Origin of the sequence: Actinomadura sp. NBRC 104412 (assembly GCF_030269515.1) — a bacterium.
Lineage (GTDB): Bacteria > Actinomycetota > Actinomycetes > Streptosporangiales > Streptosporangiaceae > Spirillospora.
Genome location: NZ_BSTM01000004.1, coordinates 122,169 through 144,579, shown reverse-complemented (window position 1 = coordinate 144,579; position 22,411 = coordinate 122,169). Strand labels below are relative to the sequence as shown.

17 protein-coding genes are annotated in these 22,411 nt (G+C 70.9%); 10 read left to right on the top strand and 7 right to left on the bottom strand.

The window, feature by feature from the left end; all coding sequences use genetic code 11:
- Nucleotides 1-21 precede the first annotated feature (21 nt).
- From wecB to QSK21_RS06845, 3 genes are all read left to right on the top strand, one after another.
- Entirely contained in the window at nt 22-1,122 is a 1,101-nt protein-coding gene (gene wecB, locus QSK21_RS06855) for a non-hydrolyzing UDP-N-acetylglucosamine 2-epimerase (RefSeq protein WP_285694441.1), read from the top strand.
- Complete coding sequence (locus tag QSK21_RS06850) at nt 1,115-1,822, top strand: hypothetical protein (protein ID WP_285694440.1); 708 nt, start codon at nt 1,115-1,117, stop codon at nt 1,820-1,822. The genes wecB and QSK21_RS06850 overlap by 8 nt, the downstream gene beginning before the upstream one ends.
- Before the next feature lie 86 nt (nt 1,823-1,908).
- Entirely contained in the window at nt 1,909-4,071 is a 2,163-nt protein-coding gene (locus QSK21_RS06845) for a glycosyltransferase (RefSeq protein WP_285694693.1), read from the top strand.
- A 15-nt stretch (nt 4,072-4,086) separates the two neighbouring features.
- On the opposite strand, the gene QSK21_RS06840 is transcribed toward QSK21_RS06845, so the two are convergent.
- From QSK21_RS06840 to QSK21_RS06815, 6 genes are all read right to left on the bottom strand, one after another.
- Complete coding sequence (locus QSK21_RS06840; RefSeq protein WP_285694439.1) at nt 4,087-6,303, bottom strand: bifunctional glycosyltransferase/CDP-glycerol:glycerophosphate glycerophosphotransferase; 2,217 nt, start codon at nt 6,301-6,303, stop codon at nt 4,087-4,089.
- 28 nt (nt 6,304-6,331) lie between these two features.
- Nucleotides 6,332-7,474 (bottom strand): acyltransferase family protein, encoded by a 1,143-nt coding sequence (locus QSK21_RS06835; protein ID WP_285694438.1) that lies wholly within the window; start codon nt 7,472-7,474, stop codon nt 6,332-6,334.
- A 357-nt stretch (nt 7,475-7,831) separates the two neighbouring features.
- Nucleotides 7,832-8,872, bottom strand: a complete 1,041-nt coding sequence (locus QSK21_RS06830; RefSeq protein ID WP_285694435.1) for a CDP-alcohol phosphatidyltransferase family protein — start codon at nt 8,870-8,872, stop codon at nt 7,832-7,834.
- A 114-nt stretch (nt 8,873-8,986) separates the two neighbouring features.
- Entirely contained in the window at nt 8,987-10,141 is a 1,155-nt protein-coding gene (locus QSK21_RS06825) for an acyltransferase family protein (RefSeq protein ID WP_285694432.1), read from the bottom strand.
- Between the two features lie 24 nt (nt 10,142-10,165).
- The gene (locus QSK21_RS06820; protein WP_285694430.1) at nt 10,166-11,599 is read right to left on the bottom strand and encodes an LCP family protein; all 1,434 of its coding nucleotides are present in this window, start codon (nt 11,597-11,599) and stop codon (nt 10,166-10,168) included.
- A gap of 74 nt (nt 11,600-11,673) precedes the next feature.
- Nucleotides 11,674-12,486: a TIGR03089 family protein gene (locus QSK21_RS06815; RefSeq protein ID WP_285694428.1), complete on the bottom strand. Its 813-nt coding sequence runs from the start codon at nt 12,484-12,486 to the stop codon at nt 11,674-11,676.
- A gap of 55 nt (nt 12,487-12,541) precedes the next feature.
- On the opposite strand from QSK21_RS06815, the gene QSK21_RS06810 reads away from it, so the two are divergent.
- The 3 genes from QSK21_RS06810 (at nt 12,542) to QSK21_RS06800 (ending at nt 16,841) form a co-directional block, all read left to right on the top strand.
- Nucleotides 12,542-14,674, top strand: a complete 2,133-nt coding sequence (locus QSK21_RS06810; RefSeq protein WP_285694427.1) for a hypothetical protein — start codon at nt 12,542-12,544, stop codon at nt 14,672-14,674.
- Nucleotides 14,675-14,792: 118 nt separating this feature from the next.
- Nucleotides 14,793-15,728 carry a glycosyltransferase family 2 protein gene (locus QSK21_RS06805; protein WP_285694692.1) on the top strand — a complete coding sequence of 312 codons (936 nt, stop codon included), beginning with the start codon at nt 14,793-14,795 and terminating at the stop codon, nt 15,726-15,728.
- A gap of 15 nt (nt 15,729-15,743) precedes the next feature.
- Nucleotides 15,744-16,841 (top strand): glycosyltransferase family 4 protein, encoded by a 1,098-nt coding sequence (locus QSK21_RS06800; RefSeq protein ID WP_285694426.1) that lies wholly within the window; start codon nt 15,744-15,746, stop codon nt 16,839-16,841.
- Here the strand turns inward: QSK21_RS06800 and QSK21_RS06795 are convergent.
- Nucleotides 16,825-17,784, bottom strand: coding sequence for a lysylphosphatidylglycerol synthase transmembrane domain-containing protein (locus QSK21_RS06795; protein WP_285694425.1), 960 nt, complete (start codon nt 17,782-17,784; stop codon nt 16,825-16,827). The two genes, QSK21_RS06800 and QSK21_RS06795, sit on opposite strands and share 17 nt — an antisense overlap.
- Before the next feature lie 126 nt (nt 17,785-17,910).
- Here QSK21_RS06795 and QSK21_RS06790 point away from each other — a divergent pair, with 126 nt between their 5' ends.
- The 4 genes from QSK21_RS06790 (at nt 17,911) to QSK21_RS06775 (ending at nt 22,111) form a co-directional block, all read left to right on the top strand.
- Nucleotides 17,911-18,618, top strand: coding sequence for a class I SAM-dependent methyltransferase (locus QSK21_RS06790; protein ID WP_285694424.1), 708 nt, complete (start codon nt 17,911-17,913; stop codon nt 18,616-18,618).
- A gap of 220 nt (nt 18,619-18,838) precedes the next feature.
- Nucleotides 18,839-19,981, top strand: coding sequence for a glycosyltransferase family 4 protein (locus tag QSK21_RS06785; protein ID WP_285694423.1), 1,143 nt, complete (start codon nt 18,839-18,841; stop codon nt 19,979-19,981).
- Nucleotides 19,982-20,118: 137 nt separating this feature from the next.
- Complete coding sequence (manB, locus tag QSK21_RS06780; RefSeq protein ID WP_285694422.1) at nt 20,119-21,186, top strand: mannose-1-phosphate guanylyltransferase; 1,068 nt, start codon at nt 20,119-20,121, stop codon at nt 21,184-21,186.
- Nucleotides 21,179-22,111, top strand: a complete 933-nt coding sequence (locus QSK21_RS06775; RefSeq protein WP_285694421.1) for a DNA-3-methyladenine glycosylase family protein — start codon at nt 21,179-21,181, stop codon at nt 22,109-22,111. Before manB ends, QSK21_RS06775 begins: the two co-directional genes overlap by 8 nt.
- Nucleotides 22,112-22,411 lie beyond the last annotated feature (300 nt).

Sequence of the window (22,411 nt, the reverse complement as noted above, 5' to 3'; positions counted from 1 at the left end):
GGGCGAGCGTAGGCAACCCCGATGAACAGAAGGGAAATCGTGTTGGCGTCCATCGTGCACGTATTGGGGGCCCGGCCGAACTTCGTCAAGGCCGCTCCCGTGATCGAGGCGCTCGCGGCCCGCGGGGCACGGCAGGCGGTCGTCCACACGGGGCAGCACTATGACGAGCGGATGTCGGACGTCTTCTTCCGCGAGCTGGGCCTGCCCGAGCCGGACGTCAACCTGGGCGTGGGGTCGGGCAGCCATGCCGTGCAGACGGCCGCGCTCATGACCGGGCTTGAACAGGAGTTCATCGGCCGTTCACCCGGCCTGGTCATCGTGTACGGAGACGTGAACTCGACGATCGCCGCCGCGCTGGTCGCGGCCAAGCTGGGCATTCCGGTCGCCCATGTGGAGGCCGGGCTGCGCAGCTTCGACATGACCATGCCCGAGGAGGTCAACCGCAGGCTCACCGACCAGTTGTCGGACCTGTGCCTGGTCACCAGCCCGGAGGCGATCGGGCACCTGGCGGACGAGGGCGTGGACGTGGCGCGGTGCCATCTGGTCGGCAACCCCATGATCGACACGCTGCTGAAGAATCTGGACACCTTCGACACCGACGCGGTCCGCGCCGCGCACGGGCTGCCCGACCGGTACGTGCTGGCCACGCTGCACCGGCCGGCCAACGTCGACTCGCCCGACACCGCCGCCGTGCTGGTCAAGAACGTGCACGGGGTGGCGGACATGGTGGAGGTGGTGATCCCGGTGCATCCGCGCGGGCGGGCGAACCTGCTGGCCGCGGGGCTGGACGACCATGACGGCGTGCATGTCCTGGAGCCGCTGGGATATATCGACTTCCTGGCGGCGGTACGGGGGGCGGCGGCCGTGGTGACCGATTCGGGTGGCCTACAGGAGGAGACCACGATCCTCGGGGTCCCGTGCCTGACGGTGCGGCCCAACACCGAGCGGCCGATCACCATCACCCACGGCACCAACCGGCTCGTCGGCTTCGACGAGCTCGTCCCGCGGACCAGGGCGGCGCTGGAGGAGGGCGCCCGCGGCACCACGCGCACGCCGCCGCTGTGGGACGGCGCCGCCGGCCCCCGCTGCGCAGAAGTGATCATGGAGTTCCTCGGTGACTGATCGATCGTCCGCGGCGGGATCGGGCGCCGCGTCCACAGCGAAGGCGAACCGGCAGATCGCCCGCCTCAGGGCCCTGCTCAAGGAGCGGGAGGGCCGCGTCCAGGAGCTGGAGCGGCGGCTGATCGCCCTGGAGAAGTCCACGACCGTGCAGTTCGGCCGGCTGGTGGCCGGTGCCGCCCGCGCCCCGAAGCGGCGCGGCACCAAGCTGCCCCGTGAGCTGTACCGGCTGTGGAGGAAGCGCAACGTCCCGGCGGTCGAGCCGACCGTGCAGCGGAGCGGCAAGCTGGAGCTCGACGATGTGGAGCGCCCCGAGGACCGGCTGCTGGTCTCCCAGCCGTACGACGGCCTGATCATCGCGGGGGTGCTCGGCAGGGAGACCGCGGCCCTGCTCGGCGAGCACGCCAAGGTGATCTCGCTCTACCCCCATGACGCCATCACCGTGCTCGACACCGCCGACGCCGATCTGCTGGTCGTGGACGCGGCGGCCGGCGAGCCCGGCGGGCCGTGGGCGTACCTGGGCGTCCCCGGCATGTACGACCGCGACCGGGTGCTGATGGAGGTGCGCCGGAAGGCCGCCGAGCGCGGGCTGCCGCTCGTCCTGTGGGGCGAGGCGCCGCCGCCGACCCTGGCCGTCCTGAAGTGGGACGCCCGCGTGACCGCCGCCTCCGAACTGGCCAAGCTCACCTTCGCCGCTTCCTGAAAGGACCTTCCGTGCGACCACGCGCACTCGTCTACGGCGACGTCGATCTCAACCTGATCGACGGTTCGGCCATCTGGGCCCAGGGGATGGTGCAGACCGCCGCCCTGGCGGGCTGCGAGGTGACCCTGGTGCTCAAGGCGCCCGTCCTGACCGGGCGGCTGGTCGACCCGCTGCGCGCCCTGCCCGGCGTGACCGTGCTGAGCCCGCACGCCGAGGGCCTGGTACGCGGCAAGGAGCCGATGGTGACCAGGCAGGCCGCCAAGATCCTGGCCCGGGTCGACGAGGAGCGGCCGTTCGACCTGGTGGTGGTGCGCGGCATGCTGCTGGCCGCGCGGCTGGCGTCCAGTCCGCTGGCCGGGCGGCTGTGGACCTACCTCACCGACGTCCCGCAGTCGGCGGCGGCGTTCAGCAACGAGGCCAAGGGCCAGTTGCGGCGGATCGCCGACGCCTCCAGGCTGCTGCTGTGCCAGACCGAGGAACTGCGCGGCTTCCTGGAGAGCGCCGTCCCCGCCACGGCGGGCAAGAGCGTCCTGTTCCCGCCCGTGGTGGCCCTGCCGGAGGGCCTGGCCCCACGGGAGGGCGGCCTGCCGGTCGGGCGTGCCATGAAGCTCGTGTACACGGGCAAGTTCGCCCCGCGCTGGAACACCTACGAGATGACGCGGCTTCCGCGGCTGCTGGCCCAGCGCGGTGTGGACGCCGAGGTGCACATGGTGGGCGACAAGATCCATGACGATCCGGCCGACCGAGGCTTCGCGGCACGGATGCGGCAGGCCCTGGAGTCCAGCGAGGGCGTGATCTGGCACGGCGGGCACCCGCGCGCGGAGGCGATGCGGCTCACCGCGGCCGGTGACGTGGGCCTCTCGTGGCGGAACGCCGGCCTCGACGCCAGCCTTGAGCTGTCCACCAAGCTGCTGGAGTGCGGCGCTCTGGGCGTCCCCGTGGTGCTCAACCGGACGCCGATGCACGAGCGGCTGTTCGGCGCCGACTACCCGCTGTTCTCCGCCACCGAGGACGACGTCCTCGACGCCCTCACTTTGATCGGCAAGAACCCGGACGTGTACACGCTGGCCGTCGAGCGCTGCCGGGCGGCCGCGGAGGGCTTCACCCTGGAGGCCGCCGCCGGGCGCCTGCGCCGCTGTCTCGCCCAGACGTTCCCCGAGCCGTCGCCCGCCGTGCTCGCGGCCACCCCGCCCGCGCCGCCCGGCGGCGGCCCGGAGCAGGGCGAACGCAAGCTGCGGGTCGCGGTGGCCAGCCACGACCTGAAGTTCTTCAGCCGCCTGCTGGACTACCTGAGGTCGCGGCCGGACATGGAGGTCCGCGTCGACCACTGGGCCGCGCTCAAGGTGCACAACCCCGACCGCAGCCGGGAAATGATCGAGTGGGCCGATGTCATCGTCTGCGAATGGTGCGGCCCCAACGCGCTCTGGTACGCCGAGCACAAGCGTCCCGGCCAGCGGCTGGTGGTGCGGCTGCACCGGTTCGAGCTGTACGCGTCCTGGCCCCGCGACCTCGACATCGGCGCGGTCGACCAGGTCGTCTGCGTCAGCCCGCACTACGCCGAGCTGACCCGGGAGGCCACCGGCTGGCCCGCGAGCAAGATCACAGTGATCCCGAACTGGGTGGACGACCACCAGCTCGACCGTCCCAAGCTGGCCGGGGCCGAGCACCATCTCGGGATGATCGGCATCGCGCCGTCCCGCAAGCGGCTCGACCTGGCCCTGGACGCGCTGGAGATCCTGCGCCGCGAGGACCCGCGCTACACGCTGTTCATCAAGTCCAAGCTGCCGTGGGAGTACTGGTGGATCTGGCAGAAGCCGGAGGAGCGCGCCCACTACGAGCGGGTCTTCAAACGGATCCGCCGGTCACCGGCGCTGGCGGGCGGCGTGGTGTTCGACTCCTACGGGAGGGACGTGGCGTCCTGGCTGCGTCGCATCGGCTTCGTGCTGTCCACCAGCGATGACGAGAGCTTCCACCTGTCGCCCGCCGAGGGCATGGCGTCGGGCGCGGTGCCGGTGCTGCTCGGCTGGCCGGGGGCCGACACCATCTACGACACCCGCTGGATCCAGAGGGACGCGACCGCGATCGCCGAGTCCATCGCCGCGACCGTCCGCGAGGGACGCTGGGAGTCGGAGAGGGCGTTCGCACGCGAACAGGTCCGCGCCGCGTACGGGCTGGACAAGGTGTGCCGCCAGTGGACCGACCTGCTGGCGGGCGCCCTGGAGCCCACCCAGACCATGCGCGTCGCCTGAGCCCGTCCGTGTGTCTCAGGGTGGCGGGTTCGGGACCTGCTCGCCGAGGAACACGCGGCGCACGGCACGCTCCGCCGCGTGCCCGTCGTCCCACGGGCAGAACCTGGCCCGGAACTCCGAGCGCGCCTTGGCCGCGGTGTCGCTCCACGCCGTCCGGGAGGCGAACGCGTCGATCAGCTCGGCCTCGGTGGTGGCGACCACTCCGGGGGAGGTGGAGGTGATGTCGAAGTTCAGCCCGCGGGTGTTCTGGTAGGTCTGCAGGTCGTTGACGTACAGCACGATCGGCCGGTCGAGGTTCGCGTAGTCGAACATGATCGAGGAGTAGTCGGTCAGCAGCGCGTCCGAGGCGATCGCCAGATCCTCGACGCGCGGATGCCCCGACACGTCGATCAGTTGGTCGGCGGGCCAGGCCATGTCCCGGATCAGGTCCTTGAGCGTGTAGTAGTAATGGGCCCGCAGCAGCAGCACGTAGTCGGGACCCACTTCGCTCAGGAACCTGCCGATGTCGAACATCGGCGTGTAGCGCGCCTGGTAGTCGCGGTGCGTGGGCGCGTAGAGGATCGCGATTCTGCCCTCCGGCAGGCCCAGCTCGGCGCGCAGCCGGGCGCGCTCGTCCTCGGTGGCCCTCACCAGCCGGTCGTTGCGCGGGTAGCCGATCTCCAGCATCTGGTAGCGGCACGGGAACCCGCGGTCCCACGCCTCGGTCGACAGCGGGTTGGACGACAGCAGGAAGTCCCACCGGTCCGACCGCTTGATCAGGGCGCCCACGTCCAGGTCGGCCGAGCTGACCGGAAAGTCCATCTGGTCCAGGCCCATCCGCTTCAGCGGCGTCCCGTGCTGGGTCATCAGGTGCACCTGGCCGCGCCGCTTGACGATCCGGTTGGGCCAGTTGACGTTGTTGACGAAGTACTTGGCGCGTGCCATCAGCCGGTAGTACCGCGGGGTTCCGGGCAGGACGTGGTCGACGCCCTCGGGCAGGCTGCCGAGGCCGTCCGGGCCGACCACCCAGACGCCACGCACCTCCGGCGCCAGCTCCTTGGCCGCCTCGTAGATCGCCGCCGGGTTGCAGGAGTACCCGCGGTACCAGTACGCGGCGTACATCGCCAGGTTCTCGTCGATGGGCATCCGCAACTGCACCCGGTAGTACAGCGACTTGATCCGCGTCTTCACCGACCTGCGCAGCCTGCGCGCGGCCTTCCTGCGGTACTCGCCGGCCTTGACCCTGAGCTTGCGCCTGACCTTGAACCGGAACACCAGCCGCCGGTAGCCGCCGTAGTCGCCCTTCTCGACCAGCCGGTGCTTCTTGGCCACCAGCGGGTCGTCCGGCGGCCGGTAGTCGGCCGGCTTGTAACGGCGGGCCAGCGCCGACATCTCCCGGAAGAACCGCTCCCTGTGGGACGGTTTCACCCGATCGCGCCGGTCGAGGATCACCATCAGATGCCAGATCGTCCGGTTGTACATGAGGGGCCGGAACTGATCGGCGCGCGGTCCCATCGCGTCCATGAACGCGAACACCCGGTCGTACTGGGCGAACACGTCGAAGTGCTTGTCGCTGAAGGTCTTGGTGATCGCGCCGCGGCGGCGCTGCCGGTAGATGACGCAGACCCGGTCCAGCATGCTGATCTTCTCGGCGGCCATCAGCAGCGGGTAGGTGACGTTGATGTCCTCGTAGTAGCCCTTGCTGAATCGCAGCCCGTGCTGGAGCAGGAACTCCCGCCGGAACGCGCGGTTCCAGGCGGTCATCATCAGCTCCAGGACGCTCTGCCGCTCCTCCGGCCTGAACACCTCGGGCGGCGGCGGCTCGCGGAACAGGTGGTTGGCGATGTTGCGGTGCAGCCGGCCGTTCCAGTACGAGCGGGCGTAGTCGAACATCAGCACGTCGGGCCGGGTCCGCTCCAGCCGCTGCTGGATGGCGCGCACGGCGCCGTCGGTGGCGTAGTCGTCGCTGTCGACGAACCACACGTAGTCGCCTGTGGCCATGTCCAGCCCGATGTTGCGCGCCTCGCCCAGGCCCACGTTCTCGGTGAGGTGCTTGACCCGGACGCGGGGGTCGCGCCCGGCGAACTCGTCCAGGATCGCCCCGCAGCCGTCGGGAGAGGCGTCGTTGACCGCGATGAGTTCGAGGTTGGGGACGTCCGGAACGAGGAGCGACTCAAGGCATTGCCGGAGGTACCCCTGCACCTTGTGCACGGGCACGACGACGCTGAGCGAGACGCTGGTGTTGCTGCTCACGATGAACCAATCGGTTTCGGGGGCATGACTACTGGCCGGCGCCGGTCAGGGGCCGCGTGCCGGAGCCGGACCGGGGCCCGGTCATCAGCAACCACCGGGCTCGGGGTTCGACCGCCCATCGGGTGGCGGTCTGGACGGGGCGGGTCGACAACAGGACACCGAGGGCCACCGCGGCAAGGGTGACGGCCACGATGCCCAACGGGGTGCGCACGGCCGGCAAGGCCAAGACGCCCGTGTAGTCGAACGTCTTCACCACCAGACCGTGCAACAGGTACACGTACATCGTCCTCGTACCCATTTCGGTGTACCACGTGCGCCCGCGAGGCATGGCCGCGAGGAAGGCCGCTCCCAGCACCGCCGCCGTCAGCAGTGCGGCGGCCCGCCCGGCCGTGCCTTCGAGCGCGGAATACCCCATCTCCTGGTATCCGCTGTCCCACCACAGGAGCCGCATGTCAATGGACGGCAGGTCGAACGGGCCGTGTTGCCACGAGAAGAACGCGATCGGCGCGGCCACCAGGACGGCCACGCCCAGCCGGCGTGCGGCCGGGCGCCTCAGCCGGCGCGCCCGCTCCGGGTCGATCACCAGGCCGAGCACGAAGAACGGCAGCAGACCGGCCATCCTGCTCAGCGTGCCGTCCTCGGCCCAGATCCACAAGCCCGCGCCCAGCGAGACCACCACCGCCACCGCGACGGGATGGCGCAGATGGGCCCACAGCGGCGCGCTCAGCCGCCAGCACACCAGCGCCACCAGGAACCACATCAGGAAGTGCGGCATGAACAGCTCGGCGATCTCGAAGGGCTCCCCGCGCAGCAGGACGATCTGCGCCCGGTACGGCACGATGAAGATCAGGTACGGAACCACCAGGGTCGGCAGCAGCGTGCGGAACTTCTCCGGCGAGCGCATGAAGCCACGGGAGAAGTAGCCGGTGATGAACACGAACACCGGCATGTGGAAGGCGTACACCGTCTTGTACGCCGCGTCGACGGCGGCGCCGGCGTCGTCGAACTCGGCCCAGACATGGCCGACCACGACCAGCAGGGCCGCGACGAACTTGGCGTTGTCGAAGTAGGGGTCGCGTTGGTTCTCGGATCGCCGGCCGACCGTGTCGCCGGGGGGAGCCGTCCGGACGTCGGGAGCGGCCGGAGCCGTTCCTTGGCGGGGAAAGGTCACTCTGATGTCTCCGGCTGGACTGTGGTGCTGGGCCACCGCCTCCTGAGGTGGGCTGGTCGGGGAACTGGTGAGTGCGATGGTGTCGGAGTGTAGTGGTTCGGTACGGGTACGCAACGGACCGCGCGCGACGCATGGTTGAGATCAAGGCAACCTCGGACGCGGAGATCCGGCCGCCGAGCCGACGATCAGCCGCGGGCTGACGATCCGCCCGGTAAAGCGGCGAGGGCCCCCTGGGGTGTCCCCCCGGGAGCCCTCCGTGCTCGCCGGTCGTGCCCCTCCATGGTGCAGAGGCCACATATCGTCCGGGTTACACGCGATGCCCTTTGTATGTCGTACGTCTCACTTCGCTCGGCGGGTTCACGCTCCGTTGCCGCCCACGGCCGCCTCCCGCGCCCCGTGCGGCGCGGGCTCGCCCTCCGGCGCGTCGGGCGGCAGCGTGCCGCGGAAGTCGGCGACCGTGGCCTCCAGCTTGGCCATGGTGCGGCTGTAGTCCCGGCTGGACAGCCAGAACTGGTAGATGATCGCCAGCTCGAAGGCCATCAGCCCGGCGCCCGCCACGACCGTCACCGGGATGATCGCGCCCGGCACCGCCGCGTCCAGCACCGGCGCCACGATGAACACGGCCATCTGGAACTCGATCCCGCTGAACAGGTGCGGGCGGATCCGGCTGCGCTGCAGCGCGTTGCGGATGCGCGCGTACCAGGGGAAGCGCTTGTTGAACTCGGCCTGCAGGACGACGGCGGGGTTGTCGGCCACGACCCGCTCGTCCATGTCGGCCTCGGGGTCGGGCCGCAGCACGTCCTCGGCCGAGCGCAGCTCGGCGTTCATGTCGACCGCGAAACCGTCCTCGGCCCGCCGGCTGGCCTGCTCCAGCGCGTCGGCCTCGGCGCGCATCGCCCTCAGCTTGTTCCGCATCTGGGAACGCACCTTGTAGATCTCCAGGGCGTCCATGTAGCGGAGCATGTCCAGGAAGACCACGGCCACGGCGGTCCAGATGTAGGCCACGTTGCCGGTGGCGGCGTACTGCCCGGCCATCAGCGCGATCGCGCAGGCCAGCACCCGGACGCGGTCGAAGATGTAGTCCAGCCAGGCGCCGAAGACCGAGCCGGTGCCCTTCAGCCGGGCGATCTTGCCGTCCATGCAGTCGAGCGTGAAGGACAGGTGGTACAGCAGCGCGCCCAGCAGCAGGAACGGCCAGGAGGCCACCACGAAGCAGGCACCGGCGCCCAGGCCGAGCACCAGGGCCCCGACGGTGAGCTGGTTCGGGGTGATGCTCGTGCGGTTGGCGGTCACGCGGACCAGCCGGGAGGCCAGCGGATCGACCAGTATGACCGTCCACCACGCGTCACGCGCCTTGTACGTCCGTTGCCGAACGTCCTCGAGCGTGAAGTTCGCCATGGGGTGGTGTCCTTTCGTCACGAAGCGAGCCCCCGGACCGCAGAAGCGGACAAGATGGTATCGGCTGTCCGAACGGGGTTCGCCCGGTTGTCATCGACTCGTCACGCCAGGGGGTCAGCCCCGTATCGTGTTCGCACGGCGGCGAGCCGCGGTTCCCCCGGGCCGTCTCAGGGGGGTGAAGGCCCAGGTCATCTTGGGTTCCAGCGCCCAGCTCATGGTACGGACGACCGGTCTGGAGCACAGGAACGTGCCGACCGCCGCGGCGCCGATGATCACGACGATCAGCCCGGGGACGGTGTCCAGCCACGCCGCGTCCCACCAGTCGGTGAACGCCAGCAGCCGGGTGACGAAGCCGTGCAGCAGGTAGGCGTACAGGGTGGTCGCGCCGAGATGGGTGAACCACGTGCGGTGCTTGGGCACGACCGCCAGGAACGAGGCCACCAGGACCGTCCCGCAGACCAGCATCGCGAGCCGCATCACCGTGCCGGTGAGGTTGTCCACGCCCAGCTCCGCGTGCGGGTGCTTCCAGTAGACCCAGCTCACCGACATGCGGTGCATGACCAGGTACGCCACGCCCAGGCCCAGGGCCAGCGAGCACGCGCCCACCATCCTCGCGGCGGGCCGTTTCAGCAGCTCGAAGTGCTCGGGGCGCAGCATCAGCCCCAGCACGTAGAACGGAAGCAGCCCGATCACCCGGTGGATGTCGAAGGTGTCGCCCAGATCGCTCATGTACGACAGCAGCGAGAACCCCACCGCCACCGCCAGCGGCCACCGGATCTGCTGCCAGACCGGCGTGGACAGCCGCCAGAAGAACAACGCGCACAGGAACCAGGTGAGGAAGTACGGGTCCAGCAGGCTGATCTTGAGCCCGTTGCCGCCGACCGCCGTGTCGTACAGCGAGTAGGCCGTCTCGAAGACCAGGTACGGCACGCCCAGGTTGGTGATCACCTTGCGCGCCTTGCCGCCGGAGAACGTCCAGTTCCGCGAGAAGTAGCCGGTGATCACGATGAACAGCGGCATGTGGAAGGCGTAGATGAACAGGTACAGGCCCCTGGCCATCGGCACGTCGAGCCGGTAGGCGAGCGAGTGCCCGATCACCACCAGCAGGATCGCGAGGAACTTGGCGTTGTCGAAGAACGGGTCGCGTTCCTTGCGCGGTCGCGTCGGTGCGGCGGCCACCTCCTCTTCCGGCGCCCGCCGGGGCGGTCCGCCGCCGTTCTTCGCGGTTCGCGAGTCCTGGTGGGTGGGAAGGGGAGCTGATGCCGTCACCCTGGGAGTCCTTGTCGAGGTCGGCTATTCCTTGCAGATGTCGTCGGTGGCCTTGACCTCGCCCGCCTGGGTGGGGATCCCTCCGGATTGGCTGTTCTTCAGGGCGCTCCAGTTGGATCCGACGACGAGGTCGACGACTCCGGGTGTCCCGCTCTTGCGCGGCGCGGGCTGCGGCGGATTGGGGAGCAGCGCGTTGACGGTCAGGGCGTGCTGGTCCGCGCCCGGACCGTACAGCACCCGGGTGGTGGCGGTCGGCTTGGCGTTGCCGCCGACGGTGACCTGGAAGCCCTGTGACTCCAGGTCGTCGGCGACCCGCTTGGCCTGGCCGTTGATGCCGCTGGCGTTGTAGACCCGCACCCGTACCTGGCTCGGCGGGATCTTGGACGTGGTGGCCTGCTTGGGCTTGTCGCTCGGCACCGTCTTGTCGTTGCGGACCGCCGCGAAGAACCGGTTGGCGTCCGGCTGGCGGAGCGCGACCCGGTTGGGGTCGGGCGCGTACGCCCCCCACGGGACGGTGACGAACCGCAGCTTGCCCGAGGTCATGCCCTGCATGCCGGACGCGATGCGCATCATCACCTGCGGCGTCAGCTCGCTGTCGGTGGTGAGCGACTTGGTGGTGGCGTTCATCAGTTGCAGCAGCCTGTTGGGGTTGGACAGCACGCCCGCGCTCATCGCCTTGTTGGCCAGCGCGCCCATGAACTTCTGCTGCCGCTTGATGCGGTCGGTGTCGGAACCGTCACCCAGGCCCTTGCGGGTGCGGACGTAGGCCAGCGCCGTCTCGCCCTTGATGGTGTGCCTGCCCTTGCCGAGCCGCAGCTTCGACTGCGGGTCGTTGACCGCCTTGGGGAGGCAGACCTCGACGCCGCCGACCGCGTTGGTGATCGCCTTGAAGCCGTTGAAGTCGATCTGGACGAAGTGATCGATCTTGATGTTGGTGAAGCCCTCGATCGTCTTGATCACGCAGGACGCGCCGCCGTAGGTGAACGAGGAGTTGATCTGGCCGACCGACTGCGGCTGGGTGCGGTGGCCGTTGGGCAGCTTGCAGGACGGGATCGGGACCATCAGGTCGCGCGGGAAGCTGATGCCCAGCGCCTGCCCGCCGCCGGGCGACAGGTGCAGCAGGATCATCGTGTCCGAGCGCGGCGGGTCCTTCACCATGCTGCGGCCGTACTTGGCGTTGGCGCCGGCCCGGGTGTCCGATCCCAGCAGCAGGATGTTCATCGCGCTGTTGAGCTTCTTCGGGCGGTTGGGGCCGAGCAGCGCGTTGGCGTCCTCGTGCGCGATGTTGCCCAGCGCCTTGCGGTAGACGCCGTAGGCGGTGAGCGACCCCGCCACCATCACCACGGACAGTCCGACGGACACCCAGCCAAGGACGCGCCAGCCGCGTCGACGCGCCGAGGGTGCCACTGCCTCATCGGCGTCGTCGACGTACTCCATGTACATCGGGTTGCTGTTCATCGGCTCCGTGATGCGGCGGGCTCGCCGAGGGGACGGCGACCCGCCTGCGGGGTCGGAAACACACTGAGGTTAGGTCAGAGCAGCCTGCGGGCGGACCCGGTTGGGTCATTCCATTCGGGCACACCCGCCACCGCCGTCACATGCTCCATGGTCAAGCGTCGGTCAAGGGAGGGTTTGGCGAAGTTTCGTTGGATTATGACGGAAGCACCCGAGGCTAGTGGTGCAAGAAGGCCCGCGAGTATGCCATCGAGTGTGGTGTAGGCCATGTCAACCAGAACTCGATCACGTGCGTCGAGGTGCCATTTCCCTGCGGCCTCATGGGCCTCCTCCACCAACCGCGCCCCGGTGAGTGTGTCCTTTGTCACATCCAATGCGGGTGTCTCGGGCGTCACCTCCGGCCCTGGAACGAAGCGGTCGCCGTGACCGCGCACCTCCACCGCGTAGTCGACGACGCCGGGCGGCGCGGCGGTGAGGCCGCCGCCCAGCGCGTGCAGCGAGAGGCCCACGACCTCCTCGGCGTCCCGGTCGGTCGCCATGCGGTCCAGCACCTCCTCCGCGGACACCAGGACGTACGGAGAGGGGACGTCCAACGGTTCGGCCGTCCCGTCCATCTCGCGCGGCACCGCGACCATCCCGGCCGTCCAGCAGGCCATCAGCCACACGGCGGTCTGCCAGTGCGGCGGCAGGACCAGCACCACCCGCGTTCCCGGTTCCGCGCCCAGCCCGTCCACCAGCAGGTTGGCCGTCTTGGCCACCCAGTTGTCGAAGGTGCGCGCCGACAGCTCGACCCGCTCGCCGGTGGCGTCGTCGTAGAAGGTGACCAGGGGCCGGGTCGGGTCGCCGGCCACCCTCCGCCGCAGCAGGTCCGCAGGTCCGATCGCGTTCATGAGGCATGAGCGTAGAGGCGCAGCGTAGAGGTGTGAGGTACTACGCTCCGCATCGATGACACACCCTCACTCGACGACGCCCGCGCCCGACCGCCCGGGTACGGACGCGACGCCGCCGGAGACCGCCGCGCCCGGACGCACGGACCGCGCCGGGCGGGTGCTCGCCCTTCTCCCGGTGGTCCCGGCGCTGCTGGTCGTCGCCTGGCTGGTGGTGTCGCTGCCGCTGCTGCTGGCCGGCTGGTTCCGGCCGCTTCCGGCGATCGGGCTGTTCGTGCCCGTCGCGGCGCTGGTGCTGTGGCCGGTGCTGCGCGGCCGGCAGGACGGTCTCCGCGGCGGCGTCCGCGGTGAGGTGTCCTGGTGGGCGCCGGGCGGGGTGCTGGCGATCGGACTGGTCTTCCTGGTCGTCCAGGTGCTGATGCTGGCCGAGCAGATCATCGTGCGGCGCGACCCGGCCTCCTACGTCCAGTTCGCGACCTGGTTGCAGGAGCACGGCTCGCTGCCGATCCCGCAGGACCGGGCGGCGTTCGGCGGCGGCGACCCGGTCCTGCGCTACGGCAGTCCGGCGTTCTACGAGGTGGGGGACGACCTCGTCCCGCAGTTCATGGCCGGGCTCCCGCTGCTGCTGGCGCTGGGCGGGTGGATCGGCGGCACGTACGCGATGCTCGTGATGGCCCCGCTGATGGGGGCCTGCGCGGTGATGGCGTTCGGCGGGATCGTGGCGCGCCTGGTGGGGCCGCGCTGGGCCTCCGCGGGGGCGCTGCTGCTGGCGCTGACGCTGCCGATGGTGTGGGTCTCGCGCTCCACCTACAGCGAGCTGCCCACGATGATCCTGCTCTTCGGCGGGCTCGCGCTGGTCTGCGACCTCTCCCGGGACGCCGATCGGGACGACCGGGTGAAAGCGTTCCTCGGCGGGCTGGCGCTCGGGCTGATCGTGCTGGTGCGGATCGACGGGCTGCGGGACGTGATGCCCGCCGTGGTGTTCGCGGGACTGCTGATCGCCTGGCGGCGCCGCACCGGCGTTCCGCTGGCCGCCGGGCTGTTCCTGGGCGCGGGCGCGGGGCTGGCCGAGGGCTTCCTGCTGTCCCGCCCGTACCTGGACTACCTGCACAGGTCGCTCGTCCCGCTGCTGCTCATCTGCGGGGCGCTGGTGGTCGCGACGGCGGTCATGGCGATCGTGCTGCGCTGGGAGGTCACCGCGTCCCGGCTGCGCCGGGCGGGCGCGACGCTGCGCCGGGGCCGGGGGCCGGACGCCGCCGCCGTGTTCGCCGTGCTGGTCGTGGCCGCGTTCGCCGTCCGCCCCCTGGTGCAGACGGTGCGGCGGGAGCCCGCCAACTCCGACGACGAGCTGAACGTGGCGTTCATCGAGTTCGTGCAGCGGCTCAGCGGGCTGCCGATCGACGGCACCCGTCAGTACTCGGAGATGTCCCTGTACTGGATGATCTGGTATATCGGCCTGCCCGCGCTGCTGCTGGCCACGCTCGGCGCCGCGCTGCTGGCCAGGCGGCTGGTCCAGGGCAGGGCGCCGCGATGGCTGCTGCCCTACGCCATGATCGCCTGGACGACGGTGCTGGTGCTCTACATGCCGAACATCACCCCCGACCATCCGTGGGCGTCGCGCAGGCTGATCGCCGTGGCGATCCCCGGGATGCTGCTGTTCGCGATCTGGGGCACGGCCTGGACGATGGCGCGGGTGAGGCGCACCGGCTACTCCCCGCGCACCGTCCGATGGACGGCGGTGGCGGCGGCCCTGCTGCTCCTGGCGCCCATCCTCACCGTGTCCGCCGGGATCATCGTCTCCAGGACCGACCAGGGCGAGCTGGCCGCCGTCCGCCGGATGTGCGACAGGCTCGGCCCGGACGCGACCGTGGTGGTGGTCGACCGGTCCAGCGCCGACCGGCTGCTCCAGGTCATCAGGGGCATGTGCGGGGTGCCGGCCGCCCGTACCCTCTCCACCGCGAGCCGGGACGACGTGCGCCGCGTCATCGGGCGGATCCACGCGGCCGGGCGGCGGCCGGTGATCCTCGGCAGCCAGGCCCGGCATGTCGCGCCGTACGCCACGCCCGTCCGGGCGGTGGCGATGCTCGCCCGCCAGGACGAGCGGACGCTGACCGAGCCGCCCAACGGGACCTGGAGCCTCACCCTCAACGTGTGGATCGCCGAACCCCCGCGTACCGCCCAGCGGGGATGAACCCCGGAATGAACGCGGATGAACGCGGGGATGGACTGCGTCCCGCGATGAGGAAATCGATACGCGAGGACGAGTATCCTCGCCGGGCGTGAGCACCGAGTCTTCAGCGCCGCCCCAGCTGCCCGCCGACGCGGCCGGGTCCGCCGGCGCCGACCCGGCGGGCGGCCATGTGCACGTGACGATCGTCCTGCCCTGCTACAACGAGCAGGACCACGTCATCGACGAGGTCGAGCGCATCTGCAAGGCGATGGACAACAGCGGCCACGCCTACGAGCTGCTGGCCGTGGACGACCGCTCGACCGACGCCACGCTGGAACGGCTGCGGGAGGCCGCCCCGCGGTTCCCGCACATGCGGGTGATCGCCTTCCAGCACAACAGCGGCTCGGGCACCGTCCGGCGGATCGGCAGCCAGCAGGCGCGCGGCGACATCGTGGTGTGGACCGACGCGGACATGACCTATCCCAACGAGCGGATCCCCGAGCTGGTCGACATCCTCGACTCCGACCCCTCGGTGGACCAGGTCGTCGGCGCGCGCACCAGCGAGGAGGGCTCGCACAAGGCGCTGCGGGTGCCCGCCAAGTGGTTCATCCGCAAGGTGGCCGAGCGGCTGACCAACTCCAAGATCCCCGACCTGAACTCGGGGCTGCGCGCGTTCCGGCGCGAGGTGTCGCTGCCCTACCTCAGGCTGCTGCCCCCGGGGTTCTCCTGCGTCACCACGATCACCATCGCGTTCCTGTCCAACCAGCACCCGGTGCGCTACGTGCCGATCGAGTACGCCAAGCGGGCGGGCAAGTCGAAGTTCAGGTTCTTCAAGGACGCCTACCGCTACATCCTCCAGGTGCTGCGGATGGTGATGTACTTCAACCCGCTCAAGGTGCTGATGCCGCTCGCGCTGTGGCTGGTCGGGATCGGGCTGGTCAAGGGCGTGTACGACATGATCGTTCACTTCGGCTACTTCGCCAACAACACGATCATGATTTTCGTCACCGGGTTGATCATCGGTTCGATGGCGCTGCTGGCCGACCTGATCGTCCGCTCCCGCGGCGATGTGTGAGGGCCCGCCGACGCCATGAGGGTCGCGATCGTGGGCCCGGCGTTCCCGTACAAGGGGGGCGGCGCGCACCACACCACCGAGCTGGCGCACCGGCTGGCGGCGGCAGGCCATGACACCGTGCTGGAGTCCTGGCGCGCCCAGTACCCCGGGTTCCTGTATCCGGGGCAGGCGACGATCTCCGAGCCGGAGGGGGAGCCCTTCCCCGGCACCCGGCACCGGCTCCACTGGGGCCGGCCCTATGGCTGGTGGCGCGTCGGCCGCGATCTGCGTTCCGTCGACCTGGTGGTGCTGACGGTGCTCACCTCCGTCCAGGTTCCCGCCTACCTCGGCATCCTGTCGGGGCTGCGGAAGGGCGCGCGGGCGGTGGCGCTGTGCCACAACGTCCTTCCGCACGAGCGCAAGCCCTACGACATGCCGCTGATGAAGGCCCTGCTGCGCCGGGTGGACGGCGTCCTCGTCCACTCCGAGCCGCAGGCGGAACTGGCCCGCGGCCTCACCTCACGCCCCGTGCGGGTGGCCGAGATGCCCGCCCACCTGCCCACGTCCACGCCCGGTGCCGCGCCCGCCCCGGCCGCGGTCACGGGACGGCGCGACCGGCTGCTGTTCTTCGGGATGATCCGCCAGTACAAGGGCCTGGACGTGCTGCTGCGCGCCCTGGCGTCCGGGCCGGACGGCGTCTCCCTCACCGTGGCCGGGGAGTTCTGGGGCGGTATGGAGCAGACCGAGGCCCTGATCCGCGAGCTCGGCCTCACAGGGCGCGTGGAGCTGCGCCCCGGCTACGTCCCCGCGGCGGAGGTGCCCGAGCTGTTCGCCTCCGCCGACGCGCTGGTGCTGCCGTACCGGTCGGCGACGGCGTCCCAGAACGTGTGGATGGCCCACGAGTACGGCGTCCCGGTCATCGCCACCCGCGTCGGCCGCTTCCCCGACCAGGTGCGGGACGGCGTGGACGGCCTCATCTGCGAGCCCGATGACGTCGGGTCGCTCGCCGACGCCCTGAAGCGCTTCTACGCCCCCGGCGAGCCGGAACGGCTGCGCGCGGCCGTCCGTCCCGTGGACCACACCCCGCTGTGGAACACCTACGTGGAGGTCCTCACGTCTACTGGGGAGCGCTGACCTGTTCCTCGGCCTGAACGCCCTCGTCCTGGACGGGACGCCTGTTGCGTCCCATCAGGAAGGCGACACCGGCCAGGCCGAGGTCGGCGAGCGTCAGCAGGACCCGGGACGAGAGCGCCACCAGGATCGGCCCACCGGTGGGCAGGACGGGGCTGAGCACCATCACCAGCACCGCCTCGCGCGCTCCGATCCCGCCTGGCGCGATGAACACCAGCAGGCCCACCACGAAGGCCAGCGCGTAGGCCCCGGCCGCTTGGAAGGGCAGCCCTGCGCCCTTCCCGCCCACAGCGGCGCACAGCATCCACAGGTGGACGCCGTACACGACCCAGCCGAGCATGGTCCAGCCCACGGCCACCAACGTCCTGCCCAGGCTGACCGGGTGTTCCAGCGGTGGCCGCTTCACCAGCTTCAGCGCGGTGTCCAGGCACCAGGTGACGATCCTCGGGTGCAGCGCCACCAGCAGCACCGGCGCCAGCGCGAACAGCCACCAGTACCGGTCCCTGGCGGCATCCGAGGTCAGCGGCAGCGTGACCGCGGCCAGTGCCAGGCCGGCCGCGCAGGAGGTGGCGATCGCCAGCATCTGGGAGCTGAAGCTGCGCAGCCGGGGCACCTTGTACTCCCGGGTCATCTCGATCTGCGTCAGCAGCGCCCACACCTTGCCGGGCACGTACTTGCCGAGCTGGGAAATCGCCGAGATCCGGAACGTCGCCCGCACGGGCAGCGGCGACCCCAGGCCGGCCAGGAACGCGCGCCAGCCCAGCATCCACACGAACGACCCGGCGCAGGCCACGGCGAACGCGCCCACCAGCGTCGCCCATGACAGGGCCCTGAACGCCCTCACCGTCTCCTCCCACTGGGCCGCCACGCTGTAGACGCAGAACCCGAGCGCGAGCAGCACGAGCAGGACCCGCAGCCCCCGTACCAGGATCGCTTTGGATCTCACGCTGTGCCCGCTTCCTCCGCCATGCCGCCCAGACTAGTGGGGCCACGCCTCTCTACCTTGCGTGTCGCCCGCCCGCTACCTGGAGTTCGTCTTGGCCGGGCTGACGGCGCCCTAGAGTTGGGCGGGATGAGTATTTCCGATGTGGTCGCCTTCATGGGGCACCAGGTACACGTGTGCCGGTACCGCGAGGCCGGGACGCTGCTCGACTGGATGGGGCCGGACCTGACCGGCAAGCGCGTCCTGGACGTGGCGGGCGGCGACGGCTACTGGGCCGGGCGGGCGCGCAGGCGCGGCGCCGAGGCCGTCTCGATCGACCTGATGCGCAGCAAGATGGAGTACGGCAGGACGCTGGCCCACGCGCCCGCGCTGATCGAATGCGACGCGCTGCGGCTGCCGTTCGCGGACGGCTCGTTCGACGCGATCCTGTCGGTCTGCGCCATCGAGCACTTCGACGACGGTGGCAGGTCCCTGGACGAGATGGCCCGCGTGCTCAGGCCGGGCGGCGAGATCTTCATGTCCGCCGACGTGCTGAGCCGCGCCGACGCCTGGCCGAAGCTGCGCGACGCGCACAAGGCCAAGTACCACGTCCAGCACACCTACACCCACGAGAGCCTGGGCAAGCTGATGGACGTGCGGGGGCTCGACGTGATCGAGCATTCCTACCAGTTCCGCACCGCCGCGGCCGAGCGGCTGTACCTGTCGCTGTCGGCGTACGGAGGCAAGGTCGGCTTCAACGCGGCGGCGCCGCTGATCCCGCTGGTGGCCATGACCGACCGCAGGGCGCCCAACGAGCGCGGCAGCATCGTGCTGATCCGCGCCCGCAAGCGTGACTGATCGTCACCGTCCGGTCCACGCCCAGCCCAACGAAATGTTTCACCTGGGTTGCGCTACGCCAGGAAGTGGGTGGCGTTGCTCACGTTCGGCCCTGTTCGGCGTAGGCTCGGGGTGGACGGGGGAGTGAGCCCCTTTCACTCCACCGGCCTTCGGGCGGTAGCCCTGGGGGACTGGGGGTCCGCCCCCAGAGAGAACACCAAGCCCGGATAGGGGTGGACCTTTGGCACCTCGGATTCTGCTCGACGCCACCGCGGTGCCCGCCGATCGCGGGGCGTTGGGACGGTACGTCGACGGTCTGCTGCGGGCCCTGCACGAGCTCGGGGCCGACCTCGCCGTGGCGTGCCAGCGCGCGGACGAGGAACGGTACGGCACGCTCGCGCCACAGGCCCAGATCGTCAAGGGCCCGGCCGCGCTGGCGCACCGGGCGACCAGGCTGTCCTGGGAGCAGTCCGGGCTGCCGTACGTGGCGCGGCAGGTGAACGCGGACGTGATCCACCTGCCGACGTACACGATCCCCATCCAGGCGGGCCGTCCCACCGTGGTGACCATCCACGACGTGACGCTGTTCGCCGAGCCCGAGGTGCACGACCCGGTGCGCACCACCTACATCAAGTCGGCGACCCGCACGGCGGCCCGCCGCGCGACCCGGCTGATCGCCCCGTCCCGTGCCACCAGGGACGAGCTGGTGCGGCTGCTGGGCGCCGACCCCGCGTGCATCGACGTGGCCTACCACGGCGTGGACCACGAGGTGTTCCACCGCCCGTCCGCGGACGAGGTCAAGCGGGTCTCCGACCGGCTGGGCCTGCACGGCCACCCGTACGTCGCCTACCTGGGCGCGCTGGAGCCGCGCAAGAACGTGCCCAACCTCATCAGGGGGTGGGTGCGGGCCTGCTCCGACTACCCCGACCCGCCCGCGCTCGTGCTGGCGGGCAGCGGCGGATGGGACGACGAGGTCGACGCGGCGCTGTCCACCGTCCCCTTGGAGCTGAACGTGGTGCGCCCCGGTTACCTGCCGTGGCCCGCGCTGCCCGGGTTCTTCGGCGGCGCGCTGGCGGTGGCGCTGCCGAGCAGGGGCGAGGGCTTCGGGCTTCCCGTGCTGGAGGCGATGTCCTGCGGCGCGCCCGTCCTCACCACGCGCCGCGGTCCCCTGCCCGAGGTCGGCGGGGACGCCGTCGCGTACACGGAGCCGGACGCGTCGTCCATCGCCGCCGCCCTGGAGGCCCTGATCGAGGACCCGGACCGGCGTGCCGCCCTGGCCGACGCCGCCTACGAACGTTCGCAGGGCTTCAGTTGGCACGCCTCCGCCGAGGCGCACCTGATGTCGTACGAGCGGGCCGTGGCCAAGTACGCCACCCCGGGGTGAAAAGGGCCGTGTCGGATAGCCGACCGTGCAGGTAGCGCCCGGTTGTTCATTCGTTGCCAGTAGGCTCTGCCGGACCGTTTCCAGCCGAGGAGGCCGGGGCGAGGACCGGCCGTCGTCGAAGTCGTGGAAGGAGCCTCTTGGAAGCGATCCTGTTGGTCGGCGGACAGGGCACCCGCCTGCGGCCGTTGACCATCTCCACCCCGAAGCCCCTCCTTCCCACGGCGGGTGTCCCCTTCCTGGCCCACCAGTTGGCGCGCGCCAAGGCGGCGGGCGTGAAGCGCATCGTGTTCGCCACGTCCTACCGCGCGGGGATGTTCGAGGCCGCGTTCGGCGACCGCGCCTACGGCGTCGACCTGGTCTACGCGTGCGAGGACGAGCCGCTCGGCACCGGCGGCGCCATCCGGAACGCGGCACGCGCCCTCACCTGCGGCTCCCACGAGCCCGTCCTGGTCCTCAACGGCGACATCCTGTCGGGCCACGACGTGGTGTCCCAGGTGGCGCTGCACGAGAAGGCCGGGGCCGCGGCGACGCTGCACCTGACGCCCGTGGAGGACCCGTCCCGCTTCGGCTGCGTGCCCACCGACGGGCGGGGCCGGGTCACCGCGTTCCTGGAGAAGACCCCGGATCCGGTCACCGACCAGATCAACGCGGGCTGCTACGTCTTCAGGCGCGACGCGATCGACGCCATCCCGCCCGGACGGGTCGTGTCGGTCGAGCGCGAGACCTTCCCCGAGATGATCGCCTCCGGCGCGGTCGTGATGGGCTACGTGGAGTCGGAGTACTGGCTGGACGTGGGCACCCCGCAGGCGTTCGTCCAAGGCTCCCGCGATCTGGTGCTGGGCCGGCTGGAGTCGTCCGCCATGCCCGGCCCGCCCGGCGAGCTGCTGGTCCTCGAAGGGGCCGACGTGAGGGAGGGCGCCGCGGTCGGCGGCGGCACGACGGTGGGGCGCGGCGCGGTCGTGGAGCCCGGCGCGACGGTGACGGGCAGCGTCCTGCTGGACGGGGCGTTCGTGGCGGAGGGCGCCACCGTGCGCGACTCGGTGCTGGGCCACGACGCGAGGGTCGGCCCCGGGGCGGTGCTGGACGGTGTCGTCCTCGGCGACGGCGCGGTGGTCGGTCCCGGCAACGAGCTGCGGGGCGGTCTGCGCGTCTGGCCCGAGGTCGAGCTGCCCGCCACGGCGGTGCGGTTCTCCGCGGATGCCTGAGGCGGCCGCCGCCGGCGAGCTCTCCGCCGGGTCCGGCAACGGCGCGCCGCGCGTGCGGTTGTGGGAGCCGGGGTTCGTGGTCGATCTAGGGCTGACGCTGCTGCCGCACCGGCGCGGGCGGCGGGACCCGGCGTTCCGGATCGAGCGGGACGGGACGATCTGGCGTGCCTCGTACACCCCGGAGGGCCCCGGGACGCTGCGGCTGCGGGCGCGCGGGCACGTCGTCGAGGCCGCCGCCTGGGGGCCGGGCGCGGACTGGCTGCTGGAGGGGGTCCCGGACCTGCTGGGGGCGCGGGACGTCCCCGAGGAGTTCGAGCCACGGCATCCGGTCGTCCGGGAGGCGGCGGCGCGCCATCCCGGGCTGCGGATCGGGCGGACCGGCCGCGTCTTCGAGGCCCTGGTCCCCGCGGTGCTGGAGCAGAAGGTCCTCGGCTTGGAGGCGTTCCGTGCCTGGTCGTACCTGCTGCGCCGGTTCGGGCGTCCCGCCCCGGGCAATCCGGCGCTGCGGGTGCCGCCGCCGCCCGAGGTGTGGGTCGGGATCCCGTCGTGGGAGTGGCACAGGTCCGGCGCCGAGCCGGTCCGGGCCAGGACGATCATCGGGGCCGCGCGGGTCGCGGACCGGCTGGAGGAGGACGCGGCCGAGCCCCGGCTGCGTTCGCTGCCGGGGATCGGCGTGTGGACGGCGGCGGAGATCCGGCAGCGGGCCGTCGGCGACGCCGACGCCGTCTCCGTCGGTGACTACAACCTGCCGGGGCTGGTGGGCTGGTCGCTGGCCGGGCGGAAGGTGGACGACGCCGGGATGCTGGAACTGCTCGCCCCGTACGCGGGTCACCGGCACCGGGTCACCAGGCTGCTCGAACTGGGCGGCGCGGCGCCGCCGCGCCGGGGACCGCGTCTTCCCGTTCGTGACTACCGGAGCTTCTGACGCCACCGTGCGCCGAAGCATCGTGCACTGAGACGTGCTTGCCGCCTACGGGAGGGATGTCGTCGTAGCGGTGCGTGGGCCGCCGCCAGAAGTGGCCGGGCTTCCAGTCGAGGCCGTCGCGGGTGTCGGTGCCGAACAGCGGTCCGAGGACGGCCAGGGCGACGAGGAGGAGGATGATCCACATGATGGTGTCCTTGCGGTGGGAACGGTTGGGGTGAGCCCTGGCCAGGGGCCCTTCACTGACCGCGGTGACGTCATTCTCGTTCGCTGAATCATTCAGGTCCAGCGACAGTTACTGCA

What these genes read in the sequence shown, in the direction of transcription:
- wecB (WP_285694441.1), top strand. Translation starts at nt 22, where the DNA reads ATGAACAGAAGGGAAATCGTGTTGGCGTCCATCGTGCACGTATTGGGG.
- QSK21_RS06790 (WP_285694424.1), top strand. Translation starts at nt 17,911, where the DNA reads ATGAGTATTTCCGATGTGGTCGCCTTCATGGGGCACCAGGTACACGTG.
- QSK21_RS06815 (WP_285694428.1), bottom strand. Translation starts at nt 12,486, where the DNA reads ATGAACGCGATCGGACCTGCGGACCTGCTGCGGCGGAGGGTGGCCGGC.
- QSK21_RS06820 (WP_285694430.1), bottom strand. Translation starts at nt 11,599, where the DNA reads ATGAACAGCAACCCGATGTACATGGAGTACGTCGACGACGCCGATGAG.
- QSK21_RS06775 (WP_285694421.1), top strand. Translation starts at nt 21,179, where the DNA reads ATGCCTGAGGCGGCCGCCGCCGGCGAGCTCTCCGCCGGGTCCGGCAAC.
- QSK21_RS06830 (WP_285694435.1), bottom strand. Translation starts at nt 8,872, where the DNA reads ATGGCGAACTTCACGCTCGAGGACGTTCGGCAACGGACGTACAAGGCG.
- QSK21_RS06810 (WP_285694427.1), top strand. Translation starts at nt 12,542, where the DNA reads ATGACACACCCTCACTCGACGACGCCCGCGCCCGACCGCCCGGGTACG.
- QSK21_RS06845 (WP_285694693.1), top strand. Translation starts at nt 1,909, where the DNA reads ATGGTGCAGACCGCCGCCCTGGCGGGCTGCGAGGTGACCCTGGTGCTC.
- QSK21_RS06800 (WP_285694426.1), top strand. Translation starts at nt 15,744, where the DNA reads ATGAGGGTCGCGATCGTGGGCCCGGCGTTCCCGTACAAGGGGGGCGGC.